Annotated in this window: 14 protein-coding genes; 5 read left to right on the forward strand and 9 right to left on the reverse strand. The window is 74.0% G+C overall.

The window, feature by feature from the left end:
- Positions 1-17 precede the first annotated feature (17 nt).
- Complete coding sequence (locus AB0O07_RS07735) at positions 18-1073, reverse strand: iron-siderophore ABC transporter substrate-binding protein (RefSeq protein WP_365628618.1); 1056 nt, start codon at positions 1071-1073, stop codon at positions 18-20.
- A 64-nt stretch (positions 1074-1137) separates the two neighbouring features.
- Between AB0O07_RS07735 and AB0O07_RS07740 the strand changes: the two genes are divergently transcribed.
- The 4 genes from AB0O07_RS07740 to AB0O07_RS07755 all read left to right on the forward strand — a co-directional run bounded on the left by AB0O07_RS07740 (position 1138) and on the right by AB0O07_RS07755 (position 4570).
- Positions 1138-2226, forward strand: coding sequence for an iron ABC transporter permease (locus AB0O07_RS07740; protein ID WP_365628621.1), 1089 nt, complete (start codon positions 1138-1140; stop codon positions 2224-2226).
- On the forward strand, positions 2223-3335 hold the full coding sequence (locus AB0O07_RS07745; RefSeq protein WP_365628624.1) for an iron chelate uptake ABC transporter family permease subunit: 1113 nt from the start codon (positions 2223-2225) through the stop codon (positions 3333-3335). The genes AB0O07_RS07740 and AB0O07_RS07745 overlap by 4 nt, the downstream gene beginning before the upstream one ends.
- 97 nt (positions 3336-3432) lie before the next feature.
- Positions 3433-3834, forward strand: a complete 402-nt coding sequence (locus AB0O07_RS07750) for a DUF6153 family protein (RefSeq protein ID WP_365628627.1) — start codon at positions 3433-3435, stop codon at positions 3832-3834.
- A gap of 79 nt (positions 3835-3913) precedes the next feature.
- A complete protein-coding gene (locus AB0O07_RS07755; RefSeq protein WP_365628630.1) occupies positions 3914-4570 on the forward strand; it encodes a DUF305 domain-containing protein in 657 nt (218 codons plus the stop codon).
- A gap of 6 nt (positions 4571-4576) precedes the next feature.
- Here AB0O07_RS07755 and AB0O07_RS07760 read toward each other — a convergent pair whose 3' ends face one another.
- Entirely contained in the window at positions 4577-5089 is a 513-nt protein-coding gene (locus AB0O07_RS07760; protein WP_365628633.1) for a GNAT family N-acetyltransferase, read from the reverse strand.
- Between the two features lie 352 nt (positions 5090-5441).
- Here AB0O07_RS07760 and AB0O07_RS07765 point away from each other — a divergent pair, with 352 nt between their 5' ends.
- Entirely contained in the window at positions 5442-6119 is a 678-nt protein-coding gene (locus AB0O07_RS07765) for an N-acetylmuramoyl-L-alanine amidase (RefSeq protein ID WP_365628636.1), read from the forward strand.
- A gap of 69 nt (positions 6120-6188) precedes the next feature.
- On the opposite strand, the gene AB0O07_RS07770 is transcribed toward AB0O07_RS07765, so the two are convergent.
- The 7 genes from AB0O07_RS07770 to AB0O07_RS07800 all read right to left on the reverse strand — a co-directional run bounded on the left by AB0O07_RS07770 (position 6189) and on the right by AB0O07_RS07800 (position 16083).
- Positions 6189-8114, reverse strand: a complete 1926-nt coding sequence (locus AB0O07_RS07770) for a DUF2264 domain-containing protein (RefSeq protein WP_365628639.1) — start codon at positions 8112-8114, stop codon at positions 6189-6191.
- On the reverse strand, positions 8111-9151 hold the full coding sequence (locus tag AB0O07_RS07775) for a hydroxyacid dehydrogenase (RefSeq protein WP_365628642.1): 1041 nt from the start codon (positions 9149-9151) through the stop codon (positions 8111-8113). The genes AB0O07_RS07770 and AB0O07_RS07775 overlap by 4 nt, the downstream gene beginning before the upstream one ends.
- Before the next feature lie 66 nt (positions 9152-9217).
- On the reverse strand, positions 9218-10117 hold the full coding sequence (locus AB0O07_RS07780; protein ID WP_365628645.1) for a carbohydrate ABC transporter permease: 900 nt from the start codon (positions 10115-10117) through the stop codon (positions 9218-9220).
- Positions 10114-11136, reverse strand: coding sequence for a sugar ABC transporter permease (locus tag AB0O07_RS07785; protein ID WP_365628648.1), 1023 nt, complete (start codon positions 11134-11136; stop codon positions 10114-10116). Before AB0O07_RS07785 ends, AB0O07_RS07780 begins: the two co-directional genes overlap by 4 nt.
- Before the next feature lie 107 nt (positions 11137-11243).
- Entirely contained in the window at positions 11244-12602 is a 1359-nt protein-coding gene (locus tag AB0O07_RS07790; protein ID WP_365628651.1) for a sugar ABC transporter substrate-binding protein, read from the reverse strand.
- 102 nt (positions 12603-12704) lie between these two features.
- Positions 12705-13949, reverse strand: coding sequence for a substrate-binding domain-containing protein (locus AB0O07_RS07795; protein ID WP_365628654.1), 1245 nt, complete (start codon positions 13947-13949; stop codon positions 12705-12707).
- Positions 13950-14076: 127 nt separating this feature from the next.
- A complete protein-coding gene (locus AB0O07_RS07800) occupies positions 14077-16083 on the reverse strand; it encodes a hydantoinase B/oxoprolinase family protein (protein WP_365628657.1) in 2007 nt (668 codons plus the stop codon).
- Positions 16084-16085: the final 2 nt, after the last annotated feature.

Below are 16085 nucleotides of genomic sequence, written 5' to 3' on the forward strand. Positions count from 1 at the left end.
AGGTCAGGCGCTTTCTCTCAGGTCAGGCGCTTCTTCAGCTCGGTGAGGACGTCACGGGCGGCCGTGGGCCCGGTGTTGAGGTAGAAGACGTCGTCGTCGACGGGGATCGCGGTCCTGCCGGCGACGGCGGAGAGCGTCGGCCACAGCGGTGCCTTGGTCAGCTCGGCGGTCTTCTTCGCGTCGCCCTGGACCCCGTAGAAGATCCAGTCGGCGTCGGCCCGGTCGAGCTGCTCGTTGCTGATGTCCTCGGACGTCTCGTCGAACCGCTGGCTCTCCGGACGGCCGAGCCCGGCGTCCTCGGCGATGCTGCCGGTGAACGACGGCACGCCGAAGACCCGGAGCCGGTCCCCGTTGAGCCGCAGGAAGGAGACGGTCACCGGCTTGTCGAGCGAGTCGCCCAGCGCGGCGGCGTCCCGGTGGAAGCGGTCCAGATACGTACGGGCCTGCTCGGTCTTGCCGAGGCCGTCGGCGAGGAGCAGGAAGTCCTGCTTCCAGTAGAGCCCGGTGCCCTGGGTGGCGATGGTGGGGGCGACCGCGCTGAGCGCCGTGTAGAGGCTCTTGGCGTTCTTGCCCGCGGTGTTCATCAGGATCAGGTCGGGCTTGATGTTGGCGATGGTCTCCAGGTCCGGGTCCACCCGCGAGCCCACGTCGACGACCTTGTCCAGCGCGGCGGCGTCCCGCGGGAAGTCCTTCTTCAGGTACGCGGGGACGACCTCGGCGCCGTCCCCCCGGGTGGAGCCGGCCGGGACCGTGCCGAGGGTGAGGAGCGCGTCGGCCTGTCCCGTGGAGATGACCACGACCTTCTTCGGCTCGGCCTTCAGGGTGGTCTTTCCCTCGAAGTGGCCGACGGTACGGGGGAATTCACCGTCCGGTTTGCCGCTGCCCATGCCCTGGGGCACGGAGCGGGGGGCGGTGTGGGTGGCGGCGGAGGCCGGCGCCTTGGACGCCGGCGAGGACGTCGTGGTCGACGAGGATGTCGTCGCATCGGTGGAGCAGCCGGTGAGCAGCAGGGCGCCCGAGAGGGCGATACCGCTGATCAGGCGGGTGATCGGGAGGTCGCGGAAGTGGTACACGATCGGTTAGCTTAGGCTCTCCTAAGTCCAAATGAGTAGCGGCGGGAACCATGCGATGGATCACATGACGGCAGGTACGGGGGGTGCGGCGGCCGTCCGTACGGGCGCCTCCGGGCCGGCCGGCGGTGCGCGGCCGGACCGTCCCGTGCGCGCCGCGCGGAGCGGACGGCGGGTGGTGGGGCTGACGGTCTGTCTCGGCCTGGTCGTCCTGCTGGTCCTGGTGAGTGTGGGCGTCGGAGCGCGCGGGGTGCCGCTCGACACCGCCTGGCGGGTGCTGCTGCACGACGACGGCAGCGCGGAGGCCGTCATCGTCCGTCAGTTGCGGCTGCCGCGTACCGCGCTGGCGGTCACGGTGGGCGCGGCGCTGGCGCTGGCGGGGGTCGTGATGCAGGCCATCACCCGTAACCCGCTGGCGGAGCCGGGCATCGTGGGCGTCAACTCCGGTGCCTCGTTCGCCGTGGTGACCGCGATCGCCGCGTTCCATGTGACGAGCGTGGCGGGTTATGTGTGGTTCGCCTTCGCGGGCGCGGTGGGGGCGGCGCTGCTGGTGTACGCGCTCACCTCGGGCTCGGCCCGGGGCGCCCACCACACCCGGCTGGTGCTGGGCGGGGCGGCGCTCTCGGCGAGTCTGGGGGCGTGTACCGGGATCCTCACCATGTTCGACTCGGCGGCGTTCGACTCGTACCGCTTCTGGGTGGTCGGCTCGCTGGAGAACCGGGGCACCGAGGCGCTGACCGCCACGGTGCCCTTCGTGGTGGCGGGCGCCGTGGTCGCGCTGGCGCTGGGGCCCTCCCTCAACGCGCTGGCGCTCGGCGACGAGGCGGGCGCGGCGCTCGGGGTGCGGGTGGCGTGGGTGCGGGGTGCCGGGTTCGTGGCGGTCATGCTGCTCTGCGGGGCGGCGACGGCGGCGGCCGGGCCGATCGGCTTCGTCGGGCTGGTCGTGGCGCATGTGCTGCGGCTGCTGCTCGGCCCGGATCTGCGCTGGCTGCTGGCGTTCGCGCCGCCGTGCGGGGCGATCCTGCTGCTGGTCGGCGATATCGCGGGGCGGGTGATCGCGCCGCCGGGCGAGCTGGAGGTGGGGATCGTCACCGCGTTCGTGGGGGCACCGGTGCTGCTCTGGCTGGTCGTACGGGACCGGGCGGTCGCCGCGTGAGCGCCGCCACCGGGGCCGTACGGGGCCGCCGCCGCCCGGCCGCCGGGTCCCGGGGGCCCGCGCCCGCCCGGGTGGTCCGGCTGCCGCGCGGGTTCGCCCTGCGGTACACGGGCCGTACCGCCCTCGCGACGGCGGTGCTGCTGGTGGGGTGTGCGGTGGTGTGGACGGTGACCGTCTTCACCGGCACGTACCGGATCGACGCAGCGCACGTCGCCGATGTGCTCTTCGCCGGGGGCGGTTCGGCCACCGACCGGTTCATCGTGGTGGGCCAGCGGCTGCCACGGGTCTGCGCCGCGCTGCTGGTGGGGGCGGCGCTCGGGCTCTCCGGGGCGCTCTTCCAGAGCCTGTCGCGCAACCCGCTGGGCAGCCCGGATGTCATCGGCTTCACCACCGGCTCGACCAGCGGCGCGCTCGTGGTCATCCTGGCGGGCGGCGGCTCGGCGGGGATCGGGATCGGGGTCGGGGCGGGCTCGGTGCTCGGCGGGCTCGGTACGGCGGTGGCGGTCTATGTGTTCACGGCGGCGCGCGGGGTCTCCGGGAACCGTCTGGTGCTGGCCGGGATCGCGGTGGGCGCGATGCTCGCCTCCGTCAACGACTATCTGCTGACCCGGGCCGATCTGGAGTCCGCGGAGAGCGCGAAGGCGTGGACGTTCGGCTCCCTCAACGCGGTGTCCTGGCCGCAGGTGGTCCCGCTGGCGCTCGCGCTGCCGGTGCTCGCGGTGGCGGCGCTGGCACTGGGCCGGCCGCTGCGGCTGATGGAGATGGGCGACGACACGGCGGGCGCGCTCGGCGTCTCCGTGCCCCGGGTCCGGGTGGTGGGGCTGCTGCTCGGTGTCGCCCTCGCCGGTGCGGCCATCGCGGTGGCGGGCCCCATCGGCTTCCTGGCGCTGGCCGCGCCGCAACTGGCCCGCCGTATCACCCGCTCCCCCGGCGCCCCGGTCGGCGCGGCGATGGTCACCGGAGCCCTGCTCCTGGCCACGGCCGATCTGCTGGCGCAGCGGCTGCTGGCCCCGTTCCAGATCCCGGTGGGTCTGGTGACGGGGGCGCTCGGCGGGGTGTATCTGCTCTGGCTGCTCTCCCGGGAACGGCGGAGCGGGCGCCCCGGGTGAGTCCGCCTGTCCGTCTGCCCGGACACCGCACCGGGCGCGCTGCGGATGGCCCACCCTGTCGTGCGGTAGGGGTGGGGGGTATGGGTAGCATGACGCCATGAGACGGCACCGGCACGGCGAGCGCGGACCCTCGGGGGTGCGTGCCCTGCTGCTGGTGCTGGCCGTGGTGGCCGGGGTGCTGGCCATGCACGGGCTCGGTCCCGTCCCCGCGATGGGCCCACATGCCATGGGGGCCGTCGCCGCCGCCCCGGCGCATGTCACCCCGGCGGACGCGCCGGTCTGCGCACCGCCCGAAGACCATGACGGCGGGCATCTGGACCACGCGGACGCCACCTGCGCCGCGACCGGCACCCGGGGCGGCCCGGAGCTCTGGGCGCCACCGATGGTGCCGTACGACGGTGTGGCGAGCGCCGGGCCGGTCGTGTTCCAGGGGGTCCCGGACGGTCTGGGCGACCGGGCGCCGCCTTCGCTGAGCGCACTTCAACTCCTGCGCATATAGGGGCTTCCCGTCGGCCCCGTACCCACGGGTCCGGCTCCGGCGTGCCATGTCCCTTTTCTCGTACAGGAGTTGATTCCGCATGACCTCGTACCGTTCCCGTTCCCCCCGCCGCCGGGGCGCCGTCGCCGCCGCCGTCACCGTGAGCGCCGTCCTGCTGCTCGCCGGGTGCGGCGGGCAGGACAGCTCCGGCGGCGCGGCGCCGTCGGCCTCCGCATCGGCCGCGGGCTCGCGCCACAACGCCGCCGACGTGACCTTCGCGCAGGCGATGATCCCGCACCACCGGCAGGCCGTGGAGATGGCGGAGCTCGCGCCCGACCGGGCCTCGTCGGACGCGGTGCTGACGCTCGCGTCGGAGATCAGGAAGGCCCAGGACCCGGAGATCAAGACGCTCTCGGGGTGGCTGAAGTCCTGGGGCGAGGAGGCCCCGGAGCGCGAGAACACCGAGCAGGCCGGGCCCTCGGGCCATGACGGCCACTCCATGGCCGGGATGATGACCGGCGACGACATGGCGGAGCTGGCGAAGGCGGAGGGCGCGGCGTTCGACACCGCGTTCCTGACGATGATGGTCGCGCACCACGAGGGCGCGGTCGACATGGCCGAGGCCGAGAGCTCGCAGGGCGTCCACGACGGCGCCAGGAAGCTCGCCAGGGCCATCATCACCACGCAGAGCGCCGAGATCGCCCGGATGAACTCCCTGCTCGGAAAGGAGAGCAAGGAGAATCCGGCCGGTCAGTAGCAGGGGCTACCCCTCCCCGTCGGTCCGCTCCGGGCCGACGGGGAGGGTCAGTTCGGGGCGGTCCCAGGGCACGGCGGGCGGGGTGGCCGGGACCGTGCCGGTGCGGTGGGCGCCGACGGCGCGGTAGAAGCCCTCGGCCGGCGGGTGGGCGACCACGCGTACCGCGTCGAGCCCGGCCGCGTACGCCCGTTCCGTGAGGTGGGCGACGAGGAGGCGGCCGATGCCGAGGCCCTGCGCGTCGTCGGCGACGAACATCAGGTCCAGTTCGGGCGGGTCGAGGACGAGCGCGTAGAAGCCGAGGATCCGGCCTTCGGCACCGGTGGCCACATGAACCTCGTGGTTCTCGATGTACCCCTGGCCCACCCGGTATCCGGCGACCATCGAGGCGTACGGGGCCCGGTAGGCGCCGGAGCGGCGGACCAGCCGGGTGAGGCGGCCGGCGTCCCCGGCGGTGGCGCGCCGCACCGTGACGGCGGCGGCGCGGGCCCCGCCCCCCGGGCGGGTAAGTCTCGATCCCATGGGGGGAGTATTACGCATCGGGGGCGCGGCCCGGCGCGCGGGGTCGGGTGGCCCCGTACCGGGTCCGCCGCGATCCGAACACGGGGGCGCCGGGCCGCTCGTACGGGCCATCCCGGGGCGGTGACCGCGTGGCACTCCCCCGGCGTGGGCAGCGTCCCGGCAGGGTGTCCCCGGGCCCGGTCGGCCGCGCCGGGCCCGGGGACACGCCGCGTCGGCCAGAGGTCCAGACCGGCGGGGGGTTTCTTTCTTTGCCAACGAGTTATTGGCATGAACCTGCCGGTCAGCCACTCTGGAGGAGATCCCGCTACGCGCGTCAATTCCCCCCACGGCAAACGGATTTCGGGAGACTTCCATGGCATCTCACGGCTCCACCCCGCCCCATGAGCCCGCCCACGCCCCGGTTCCTCCGGGCGGCGCCGCGCTCTCCCGGCGGGGACTGCTGACCTCCGGCGCCTTTCTCGGCGCCGCCGCCCTCGGGCTCACGGCCGGCGGCGCCGTACGCGCCCCTGCGGCGTACGCGGCCGGGGCCTCCGCCGGTGCGGCGGTCGCCTATCCGCCGACCCACTGGATCCCGGCCAGCACCTCCAACTACACGGTCGCCTCGCGCCCGACGGAGTACCCCGTCGACTTCGTCGTGATCCATGTGACGCAGGAGACCTTCCCGGACGCGCGGGACATCTTCCAGAACCCGGCCAAGAAGGTCTCGGCGCACTACATGGTGGCGTCGGCCGACGGGTACATCGGGCAGTTCGTCCGGGAGAAGGATGTCGCCTGGCACGCCGGGAACTGGGATTACAACACCCGCTCCATCGGTATCGAGCACGAGGGGTGGGTCGACAGGCCCGAGTACTTCACCGACGCGCTCTACACCGCCTCGGCGAGGCTCACCGCCGCCGTCTGCGACCGGTACGGGATCCCGAAGACCCGCGCGCGCATCATCGGGCACAGCGAGGTGCCGAACGCCACCCACACCGACCCGGGGAAGTACTGGGACTGGGACCGGTACATCGCCCTCGTCAAGAACGCCTGACCCGCCCGGCTCCGGCCCACCCGGTCACGCGCCCCGCCGGAGCACACCGGCGGGGCGCGTGACGCGGTGTCAGCCGTGCTCGACCGTGAGCGGGCCGAAGGCGATCCGGGTGCGGCTGCCGTCACCGGCCCAGCGGACCTCGACCGTCCCGCCGTCCACCGTGACCCCGTCCACCGCCGCCGCGAGCGGCGCCGCGTCCGGCTCCGCCGTGAGGGTGGCCAGGGCGGCGAAGAGGGCGGTGCCCTCGGCGGGGCCGGTGAGTTCGGGGACCACCGCCCAGCGGGTGTACGCCGTTCCGTGCGGGGCCCGGGGCTCGCCGGGTCCTGCGGTCCAGCCGTACAGGGGGTGGAGCGCGGACCGCACCTCCTGGCCGGGGCCGGTCGCCCAGCCGGTCTCCCGGAGCAGCGCGCCGGGCGGGGCGCCGACGACCCGGTGCACCCGCAGCTCGTACCGGCCCCGGGCCACCGTGACGCTCTCCACCCGCAGCCCCGGCACCATGGGCGGGCCCGCCGGGTGGACCGGGCGGTGCCAGGAGGCCGCCCAGCCCCAGCCGTCCCCGCCGCCCGCGCCGAGCGGGTGGATCCGGCGCCGGGCGCTGCGGTGGCCCCCGATCTCGACCGCCAGATGGTTGTCGGCGGTGTTGTCGGCGGCGGTGGGTCCGGTGGCGGTCGAGTAGGCGTACCGGCTGTAGTGCGGGTCGTCGGGGACGCCCGCCTCGCCCTCGTGCGGGCGGATGTGGTCGGTGCCGTGGTTGTGCAGCCGTACCAGGCCGTCCGCGCGGGTCGACTGGACCAGCAGGTTCGGTACGGGCAGGGCGAGCACCCGGTCGGGGCCCTCGCTGGGGGCGGGCTCCTCGGGATCCTTCCAGAGCGGGTGGTCCTCGGGGGCGAGGAGCGCGACGAACGCCTTGGAGGCCCAGTACGGGGAGGCGGGGCCGGAGTACGGCTGGAGCGTGGCGTCGTACGGGCCGTGCCAGCCCAGGCCGAGCAGCCCGTCGTCGCCGGTCGCGCCCCGGTCGAGGAAGTACCGCACCGCACCGCTCGCCACCCGCCGGGAGGCGCCGGGGGTGAGCGGGGTGTGGCCGGTGACGGCGCCGAGGCCGACGGCGGCGGAGGCGGCGAACCGGTAGGTGAGCGAGCGGCCGTAGTGGAGCGGGGCGCCGTCCGCGCCGAAGAGCGCGGAGAAGCCGTCGAGATGGGCCCGGAGCCGGGCGCCGTGGTGGGCCAACTGTTCGGTGTCGCCCGCGAGATGGGCGTCGAGCGTCGGATAGAGGTGGAGGGCCCAGCCGTTGTAGTGGTCGTAGGCGCGGCTGTCGCCGTCGGCGTACCAGCCGTCGCCGCCGTACCACCCCTCCAGCAGGTCGAGCGCCCGGTGCCGGGCGCGCGCGGTCTCTCCGTCGCCCCGGCCGACGGATTCCAGGAAGCCGGCCACGGTGTAGGGGAAGAGATACCAGTTGTTGGGGGCCGGGGTGTGGCGCAGGGCGCCGCGCAGCCACTCCTCGGCGCGGTCCTGGACGGCGGGGTCGAGCCGCTCCCAGAGCCAGGGCGCGGTGAGCCGGAGGCCGAGCGCGACGGAGGCGGACTCGACCATGGGCTGGCCCTGGACATGGTGGTCGAGGATGAGCGGCCAGGACTCGGTGTCGTCCCGGCCGGGGGTACGGGTCCCGGCGGTGAGCCCGTCGGCGTACCGGTCGAGCCAGCCGTGCGGGTCGGCGCCGCCCGCGCCCGCGACCCGGAAGGCGGCGGCGAGGAACGTACGGGCGTACCCCTCCAGGCCGTCGGAGCGGACGCCGGAGCGGGAGGGGCGGCCCGGGAGGTCGAGGAGGGCGCCGCCGGGGGTGGCCCACCGCCAGGCGGCGGCGAGCAGTCCGTCGGCGGTGGCCTCCCAGTGGGCGCGGGTCCAGCCGGTGCGCGGGCTCAGTGTCCGGTCCTCGGCGGGGAGTTCGAAGGCGAGGGGCGTCGGGGTGGCGAGGGGGGTGGGGTGGGGTGCGGTCATGCGAGGAAGGCCAGCCTTTCGCGTCGTACGGGGTGGACGAAGGCGTCGCCCGCCGCCCAGCGGGTGACCTCGCCGACCGCCAGATCGGCGAGCCGGCGCATCTCGTTGCCCTGGGAGCCCGCGAGATGCGGGGTGATGGTGGCGTTCTCGCACTCCCACAGGGGGTGGCCGGGGGGCAGTACCTCGGGGTCCGTCACATCGAGGACGGCCCGGATGCGGTCGGCGCGCAGGACATCGGTGAGGGCGTCCTGGTCGACGACGGCGCCGCGCGAGGTGTTGACGAGGACGCTGTCGGGGCGCATGGAGGTGAGGAGTTCGCGGCTGACGAGGCCCCGGGTGGCGGGGAGCAGCGGGGTGTGGACGGAGACGACGTCGCTCCGGGCGAAGAGTTCGGCGAGGCCGACGGGGCGGGCGCCGAGCGCGGTGGCCTCGGCGTCGTCGACATACGGGTCGTGGAGGAGGATCTCCAGGTCGTACGGGCGGAGGAGTTCGATGACCCGGCGGCCGATCAGCGAGGCGGAGAGGATGCCCACGGTGCGGCCGTAGTTGCCGAGGTGGGGCGGGACGGCGAGCCAGTCGCCCCGGTCGTGGGTGGCGCGCAGCTCGCGGGCGCGCTCCAGGACGCGTTTGCCGGAGAGCAGGATCATCGCGAGGGTGTACTCGGCGACGGGGAGGGCGTTGGCGGCGGCGGCCGAGGAGACCTCGATGCCGCGCTCCCAGCAGGCCTCGGTGACATGGCCCCGGATGGTGCCGGCGGTGTGGACGACGGCGCGGAGCCGGGGCGCGGCGGCGAGGACGGTCTCGTCCAGGGGCGGGCAGCCCCAGCCGGTGATCAGGAGTTCCACGTCGGCGAGGGCGGCGCGGGCCCGTGCCGTGGTGAGGTCGTCGAGGACGGGAGGTGGGGTGAGGTCACAGATCTCGCCGAGCCGGGTCAGGGTGGCGGGGTCGAGGACGGCCCGCGCGGCCTGGGGTGACATGGCGAGCGCGGCGCGCGGACGGGCGGGCGCGGGGGTGGGCGCGATGGGGGTGGGGGGCATCTCTCTCCTGGTACGGGTGGGACGGGGCGGCGGCCCCTGACGGGGCCGGGCCCCTGGCCCGGGCCGCTACTTGACGGAGCCGGCGGTGAGGCCGGACTTCCAGAAGCGCTGGAGCAGGACGAAGGCGAGGATCAGCGGGAGGACCGCGAGGAGCGATCCGATGATCACCACGGGGTAGTACTCGGGGGAGACGGAGGCGGAGCTGTTCCAGGTGTAGAGGCCGAGGCTGACCGGATACAGCTTCTGGTCGGAGAGCATCACCATCGGGAGGAAGAAGTTGTTCCAGATGGTGGTGAGCTGGAAGAGGAAGACGGTGACGAGGCCGGGTCCGAGCATCCGCAGGGAGACCCGTGCGTAGGTGGTGAGTTCGCCCGCGCCGTCGACCCGGGCCGCTTCGAGGACCTCGTCGGGGACGTAGCCCTGGCTGAAGATCCGGCCGAGGTAGACGCCGAAGGGGTTGAAGAGGACGGGGATGAAGACCGCCCAGAAGGTGTTGACCAGGCCGGTGCCGGAGGCCATCAGGTAGAGCGGCAGGGCGAGGACGGTCTGCGGGACCATCACGGCGGCGAGGACGAGGCCGAAGAGCTTCTCCTTGTGGGGGAAGCGGTACTTGTCGAAGGCGTAGCCGCAGGCGATGGAGATCAGGGCGCCGAGGGCGGCGCCGAGGACCGCGTACAGCAGGCTGTTGCCGTACCACCGTACGTAGAGCCCCTCGTCCATGGCGAACAGGTCCTTCAGATTCTGTACGAAGGAGAAGTTGCCGGCGGAGAGCAGGTCGCTCTTGAAGAGGGCGTCGCGGTTCTTGCCGGAGGCGAGGACCAGCCAGAGGACCGGGAGCAGGGTGTAGAGGGCGGAGACACCGACGACGAGGTTGACGACGGAGCGGCCCAGCAGGGGGGTGCGCGGGGGGCCGCTCCGCGGGGTGACGGCGGGTGGGGTGCGGGGTGCGGTGGTCGTCGCGCTCATCGGGCGGCCTCCTCCGGTGCGTTGGCGCGGTTGGTCCAGCGGGTGACACCGTAGGAGAGGGCGATGGTGAAGAGGAGCAGGATGACGGAGGCGGCGGCGGCCAGGCTGTAGTTGTTGCGGGTGAAGGCCGCGTCGTAGATGTACATGCTGGGCGAGAAGCGGGCGTTGATCATCGGGGTGGACCAGCTCATCAGCATGGGCTCGGTGAAGAGCTGGAGCGCGAAGATGAGGGTGAACATGGCCACCATCACGATGGAGGAGCGCACCAGCGGCGTCTTGACCTGGAGTGCGGTACGGACCGGGCCCGCGCCGTCGACGACGGAGGCCTCGATGATCTCGCGGGGTACGGCCTGGAGCGCGGCGTAGAAGACGACCATGTTGTAGCCGATGTTGCTCCACAGCGCGATGTTGACGATGGACGGCAGCACGGTGTGGTAGCCGAGGAAGTCGATGGTGATGTCGCCCCGGGCGAAGAGCGCGATGACCGGGCTGATGCCGGGGGTGTAGAGGTAGAGCCAGATCAGGGCGGCGATGATGCCGGGCACGGCGTGCGGCAGGAAGAGCGCGAGCTGGGCCCAGGAGCGGAGCCGGACCACCCCGGAGTCGAGCAGCAGCGCGAGTACGAGGGAGCCGATGACCAGCAGCGGGATGTAGATCGCGCTGTAGAGGACGACGGTGCCGAGGCTGCCGAGGAAGGTCGGGTCGGTGAGGACGGCGGCGTAGCTGCGCAGGCCGACGAAGACGGTGCGGCGCTCGGCGAAGCCGAGGCCCGGGTGGTCCTCGCTGAAGAAGCTGAGCCAGGCGGCGGTCAGCACGGGGATCAGGAAGACCGTGACGAGGAGGGCGAAGAACGGGGTCATCAGGACGCCGGCCGCGCCGAGTTGCCGGCGGCGGGCCGACTTCCTGGCGGGGTGGGCGGCGCCCGGGGAGCCGCCGGGGGCGGCGCCGGCGCGGGACCGGGACGGGGTGGAGGAGGGCGGCGCCGGGGTGGCGAGGGGGCTGGTCGCGGGGTGGCTCATGAGGGTCACCTGCCTCTCTGCTGCTGGGGGGCGGGGATGCTGGTGGGACGGGGCCCGGGTGGGTGGAGCCGGGTGGTGCGGGTGGTGCGGTGTCCGGTGGCCGTGCGTCAGGTGGAGTGCTGGGTGGTGGCGAGGCCGAGGGCCTTGAGGTCCGGCATGGTGCCTTCCTGGGCCGCGCGCACCGCCTCGATCAGGGAGCTCTGTCCCGCGCCCACCCGGGCGAACCCGTCCTGCATGACCCGCTGGGTGGCGCTGGAGCGGGGGCCCCAGATCCAGCCGTCGCGGACCGTGTGCGCCTGCTCCTCGAAGAGGGTGTAGATGTCCTGGCCGCTGTAGTAGCTCCGGTCGAAGGCCTCCCGGCCGACGGGGATCAGGCCGGGCGCGGCGGGGTACTGGCTGCTGGTGCCGCTGGAGAGCCGGGCCCGGAGGGAGTCGGGGTGGGTGATCTGCCACTCGATGAACTCCAGGGCGGCCTCCGGGTGGCGGCAGTCCTTGGTGACCGCGAAGGTGGAGCCGCCGTGGGTGCCGACGGCGGGCCTGGCGGCGTCCCACTGCGGGAGCGGGGCGATCGCCCAGAGGCCCTTCTGGCCGGGGCGGGCGTTCATCTGGGCGCCCGCGTCCCAGGCGCCGGTGAGCCGGGTCAGGACCAGTCCTTCGGCGATCTGGTTGTCGCTCTGCCGGCTGTTGACGCCGTTGGTGAAGACGAGGTCCTCGTCGATCAGCCGCTGCCAGTACGCGGCGACCCGGCGGGTGGGGGCGTCGGCGAGCGAGAGGTTCCAGGCGCCGCCCGCGGTGTCGAACCACTGGGCGCCCGCCTGCCAGGAGTACGCGGCGAACTGGGTGAAGCCGTCGGTGGGGAAGAGCACCAGGCGGCGGTTGCCGGTGGTGCGCCGGACGGTTCTGGCGAGCGCCTCGAACTCCTCCCAGGTGCGGGGGACTTCGAGGCCGTACCGCTCGAAGAGGTCGACGCGGTAGTGCATCACCATCGGCTCGATGTCGAGCGGCAGGCTGTAGGTCCGCTTCTCGAAGGTGGTCAGGCCCAGGGCCTGCGGCAGCAGTTTGGCCCGCAGTCCTTCGCTGACCAGGTCGGTGATGTCGGTGGCGACGCCGTCGATGGCGTACCCGGGGACCTGGGGGTATTCGAGGGTGGCGACATCCGGGGCGTTGCCCGCGCGGGCGGCGTTGCTGAGTTTCGCGTAGCCGCCGGAGTCCCCGCCGGGGATCTGCTGGAAATCGACCTGGATGGTGTCGTGGGTCTTGTTGAACGCGTCCACGACCGGCTGGCTGCCGCGGAGCGCGGACCAGAAGGTGAGGCGGACGGGTTTCTTTCCACCGCTGCTGCCGGTGGTGGACGTACGGCCCGATCGGCTCTCCGTACCGCCCCCGGTGCAGGCGCCCAGGGCGCCTGTCAGGGGCAGCGCGGCGATCGTGGCCAGCACGGATCGACGGCTCTGTCGACCAGACATGGGGGGGCCTCCCGCGGCTCCGGTTCGAGACACGGGAATCCTGATCGGCTGATCAAAGATGGTCAATAGATCGCTCAGAAGAAAGTTGAAACGGTCAAACGCTCACTTCTGTACGGGGATCGGAGCGGGGATCGGAGCCGGGACGGGAGCGGGGGCCGGTACGGCGTCGGACAGGCCCTCCCCGGCCCGGTCCCCGGTGCCGGTCCCGGCGTCCTCGGCGGCCAGGCGCTGGGTGGAGCCGCGTACCTTCAGCTCCGGCAGCAGCTCGATCCGGCGCACCGGTCCGGCCTCCTCGGGGCCCAGGGTGAGGCGGCGCACCAGGAGTTCGGCGGCCGCCCGGCCGACCGCGGCCTTCGGCGGGGAGACCGCCGTCAGCGGCGTGGAGCCGAGCGCGGCCACCACGTCGTCGTACGCCACCACGGAGCACTCCTGCGGCACCCGTACGCCCTGTTCGGCGAGGGCCTGGACGAGCATCAGGGCGTCCACGTCGCCGTGGAGCACCGCGGCCGTCGCGCCGTGCTCGCGCAGCAGCGCGGCGAGGTCGAGCGGGGCGCGGTCGCGCGGGGCGCCGCCGGGTCCTTCGCCGGGGGCGGGGCCCGCGTCGGGGGCGGAGAGCGCCACCGGCCAGCGGGTCACCTCCGGGCGTGCGGCGGCGATCTCGGCGAAGGCGGCGCGGACGCTCCGCGCCGTGGGGCTGTCGTCGCGGGCGGCGAGGACGATACGGCGGTGGCCGAGGCCGACGAGGTGGTCGACGGCGAGATGCACCCCGTACCAGTGGTCGGAGCAGGCCACGTCGAGGGCGTGCAGGGCGCTGCCGGGGCGGGGGCGGCGCTCCATGAGGACGGTCGGGACCTCGGTGGCGGCGAGCCAGCCGTAGTCGGCCTCCTCGTCGGCCGCGCCGCGCCAGCGCGGGGCGATCAGCAGCCCGCGCGCGCCGCTCTCCAGCGCCTGTTCCACCAGGGGGCGTTCGCCGCCGGGCACCTTGGGGGCGATGTGCAGGGCGATCTGGAACCCGGCCGCCTCCAGCACCGGCCGGGCGCCGTGCACCGCCTCGTACAGGTAGGAGTGGCGCTCGGGGACGACCAGGGCGACCACACCGCCCTCGGCGGGGGGTCCGGGCGTCCGGGGGTCCGGTACGGCCTCAGGACGGGGCCCGGCGGCCCCGAGGGCGCGCGCGGTGCCGTGGCCGCGCCGCAGCCGGCCCGCCCTGGCCAGTTCCTCGACGTCCCGGCGTACCGTGACCACCGAGACCTCCAGCTCGGCGGCGAGCACCGTGACCTTGACCGCGCCGCGCGACTCCACCGCCGCGAGGATCCGCTGCCGCCTGAGTTCGACCGGCTCCCGCATATCGCCCTGCCCCCTTGCTCTGGCCCCCGCGCCACCACCTTCGCTCATCCGGTCAGCCGGGTGTTCGTTTGACTGTTTCGGATGAGCGCTCGGTGGAGCAGCTTAGCGAGCACCGCCCGGGCCGGGGTCAGGCCGTGGTCTCCTCCTCCAGGGCGGTGGTCCGCCGGTCGAGTTCGGCGCGGGCCTCGGCCAGGTCGGCGGCGGAGGCGGCGGTGACCGGGAATCCGGCGGGGAGCGCGGCGAGCACGGCGGTGTGGACGGCGGCCCTGCGGGCGTAGCGGCGGGCGGGGGGCAGCCGGAAGAGCGCGGCGATCAGCCGGTCGGCGGCCTCGGTGGTGTGCACCGCGTCCCAGGCGGCGCGCTCGGGTCCGGCCGGGGCGGGCGGCTCCTGCGGGGTGCGGCGGAGTGCGGCGGTGGCGGGCTCGTCGAGCGCGGGGCGGCCGTCGGGCCCGGGGGTGACGGCGACTCCGTACGTACGGGCGGCGGCCTCCTCGGTGACCAGGCCGCGCCGGAGGTCGGCGAGGACGGCGCCCGGGTCGCGGGTCCAGGGGTCCCCGTAGCCGCCGGCGCCGGAGGTGCGGAGGGTGACGGTGTCGCCCCGGCGGAGCGGCACCATGTCGATCTTGGCGTACCGGACCTCGGTGGGCAGGCCCTCGTTGACGACGAGTTCGGCGGGGGCGCCGGGGCCGCCGCCGGCGGTGCCCCAGGGGCGGAAGCGCATCCGTTCCAGGCCCCGGGCGAGGAGCCGGCTGTCGTCGCCCAGGACCTCGAAGACGAGTTCGAGGCCGCAGCCGCCGCGCCAGCGGCCCGCGCCGCCGGAGTCGGGGCGGAGCGCGTACCGGACGATCCGGGCGCCGATCTCGGTCTCGACGGTCTCCACGGGGTTGTTGGCGAGGTTGGAGATGCCGCTGTCGCGGCCGTCGACGCCGTCGGCGCCGTCGCGGGCGCCGGTGCCGCCGACCATCGGTTCGAGGACCTGGACGTTCTGGCCGCCGCCGGAGGCGTGTTCGGCGACGACGACGGGGACGACCAGGCCGCTGCTGGCGGCGGGGAGCACCTCGGGGGCGGCGAGGCCGAGGGCGCCGCCGAGCGCGTCGTTGACCCGGGAGGCGGTGGCGTGCCGGATGCCGACGGCGGCGGGCGGCGTCGCGTTGACGACGGAGCCCTCGGGGGCGGTGACGGTGACGGGCCGGATGAGGCCGCCGTTGAGCGGGATCGCCGGGTCGAGGGTGCAGATCAGGGCGAGGACGCGGGTGGTGATCCAGGCGTGCGCGCGGCCGTGGCTGGCGATGTTGAAGGCGGCGTCGACCTGCGGGTCGGTGCCGGTGAAGTCGAGGTGGAGGGCGCCCCGGTCGAGGGTGACGGTGACGGAGATCCGTACCGGCACCGGGGAGACCGCGTCGTCGTCCAGGTAGTCGGTGAACCGGTAGGTGCCGTCGCGGAGGGTGGCGAGGGCGGCGGTGGCCTGCTGGGCGGTGTGCTCGACCAGGTCGGTGTGGGCGGCGGCGACATCGGCGGCGCCGTGCTGGGCGATGACCCGGGCGAGCCGCTCCCGGCCGGTGCGGAGGGCGGCGAGCATGGCCCGCAGATCGCCCTCGTTCGCCTCGGGGGTGCGGCTGTTGGCCTGGAGGAGGGCGGCGACATCGCGGCTGGGCTCACCGGCGCGCACCAGCTTGACCGGCGGTATACGCAGGCCCTCCTGGTAGATCTCGTGGTTGGTGGGGGCGAGGCTGCTGGGGACCCGGCCGCCGATGTCGGAGCAGTGGATGAACGCCCAGCCGTAGCCGATGACCTCGCCGTCGTGGAAGTACGGCTCGATGAGCTGGATGTCGGTGAGGTGGGTGGCGAGACCGCCGGAGGTGTACGGGTCGTTGGTGACGATGACGTCGCCGGGCTCCAGCGGGCCGACCCGGTCGACGGCGGTACGGACGTCGAGGCCGACGAAGCCGGAGACGCCGATGCCGCGCGGGTAGGCGGTGAAGGTGCCGTCGGGTCCGGCGAGCGCGCAGCAGAAGTCGGCGGTCTCCTTGACGTACAGGGAGCGGCTGGTGCGCTGGAGGGTGAGGCACATCTCCTCGGTGAGCGCGCCGAGCTTGTTGCCGATGATCTCCAGGGTGACCGGGTCGAGCTTCATGG

This window comes from Streptomyces sp. NPDC093085, from assembly GCF_040683935.1.
Taxonomy (GTDB): Bacteria; Actinomycetota; Actinomycetes; order Streptomycetales; family Streptomycetaceae; genus Streptomyces.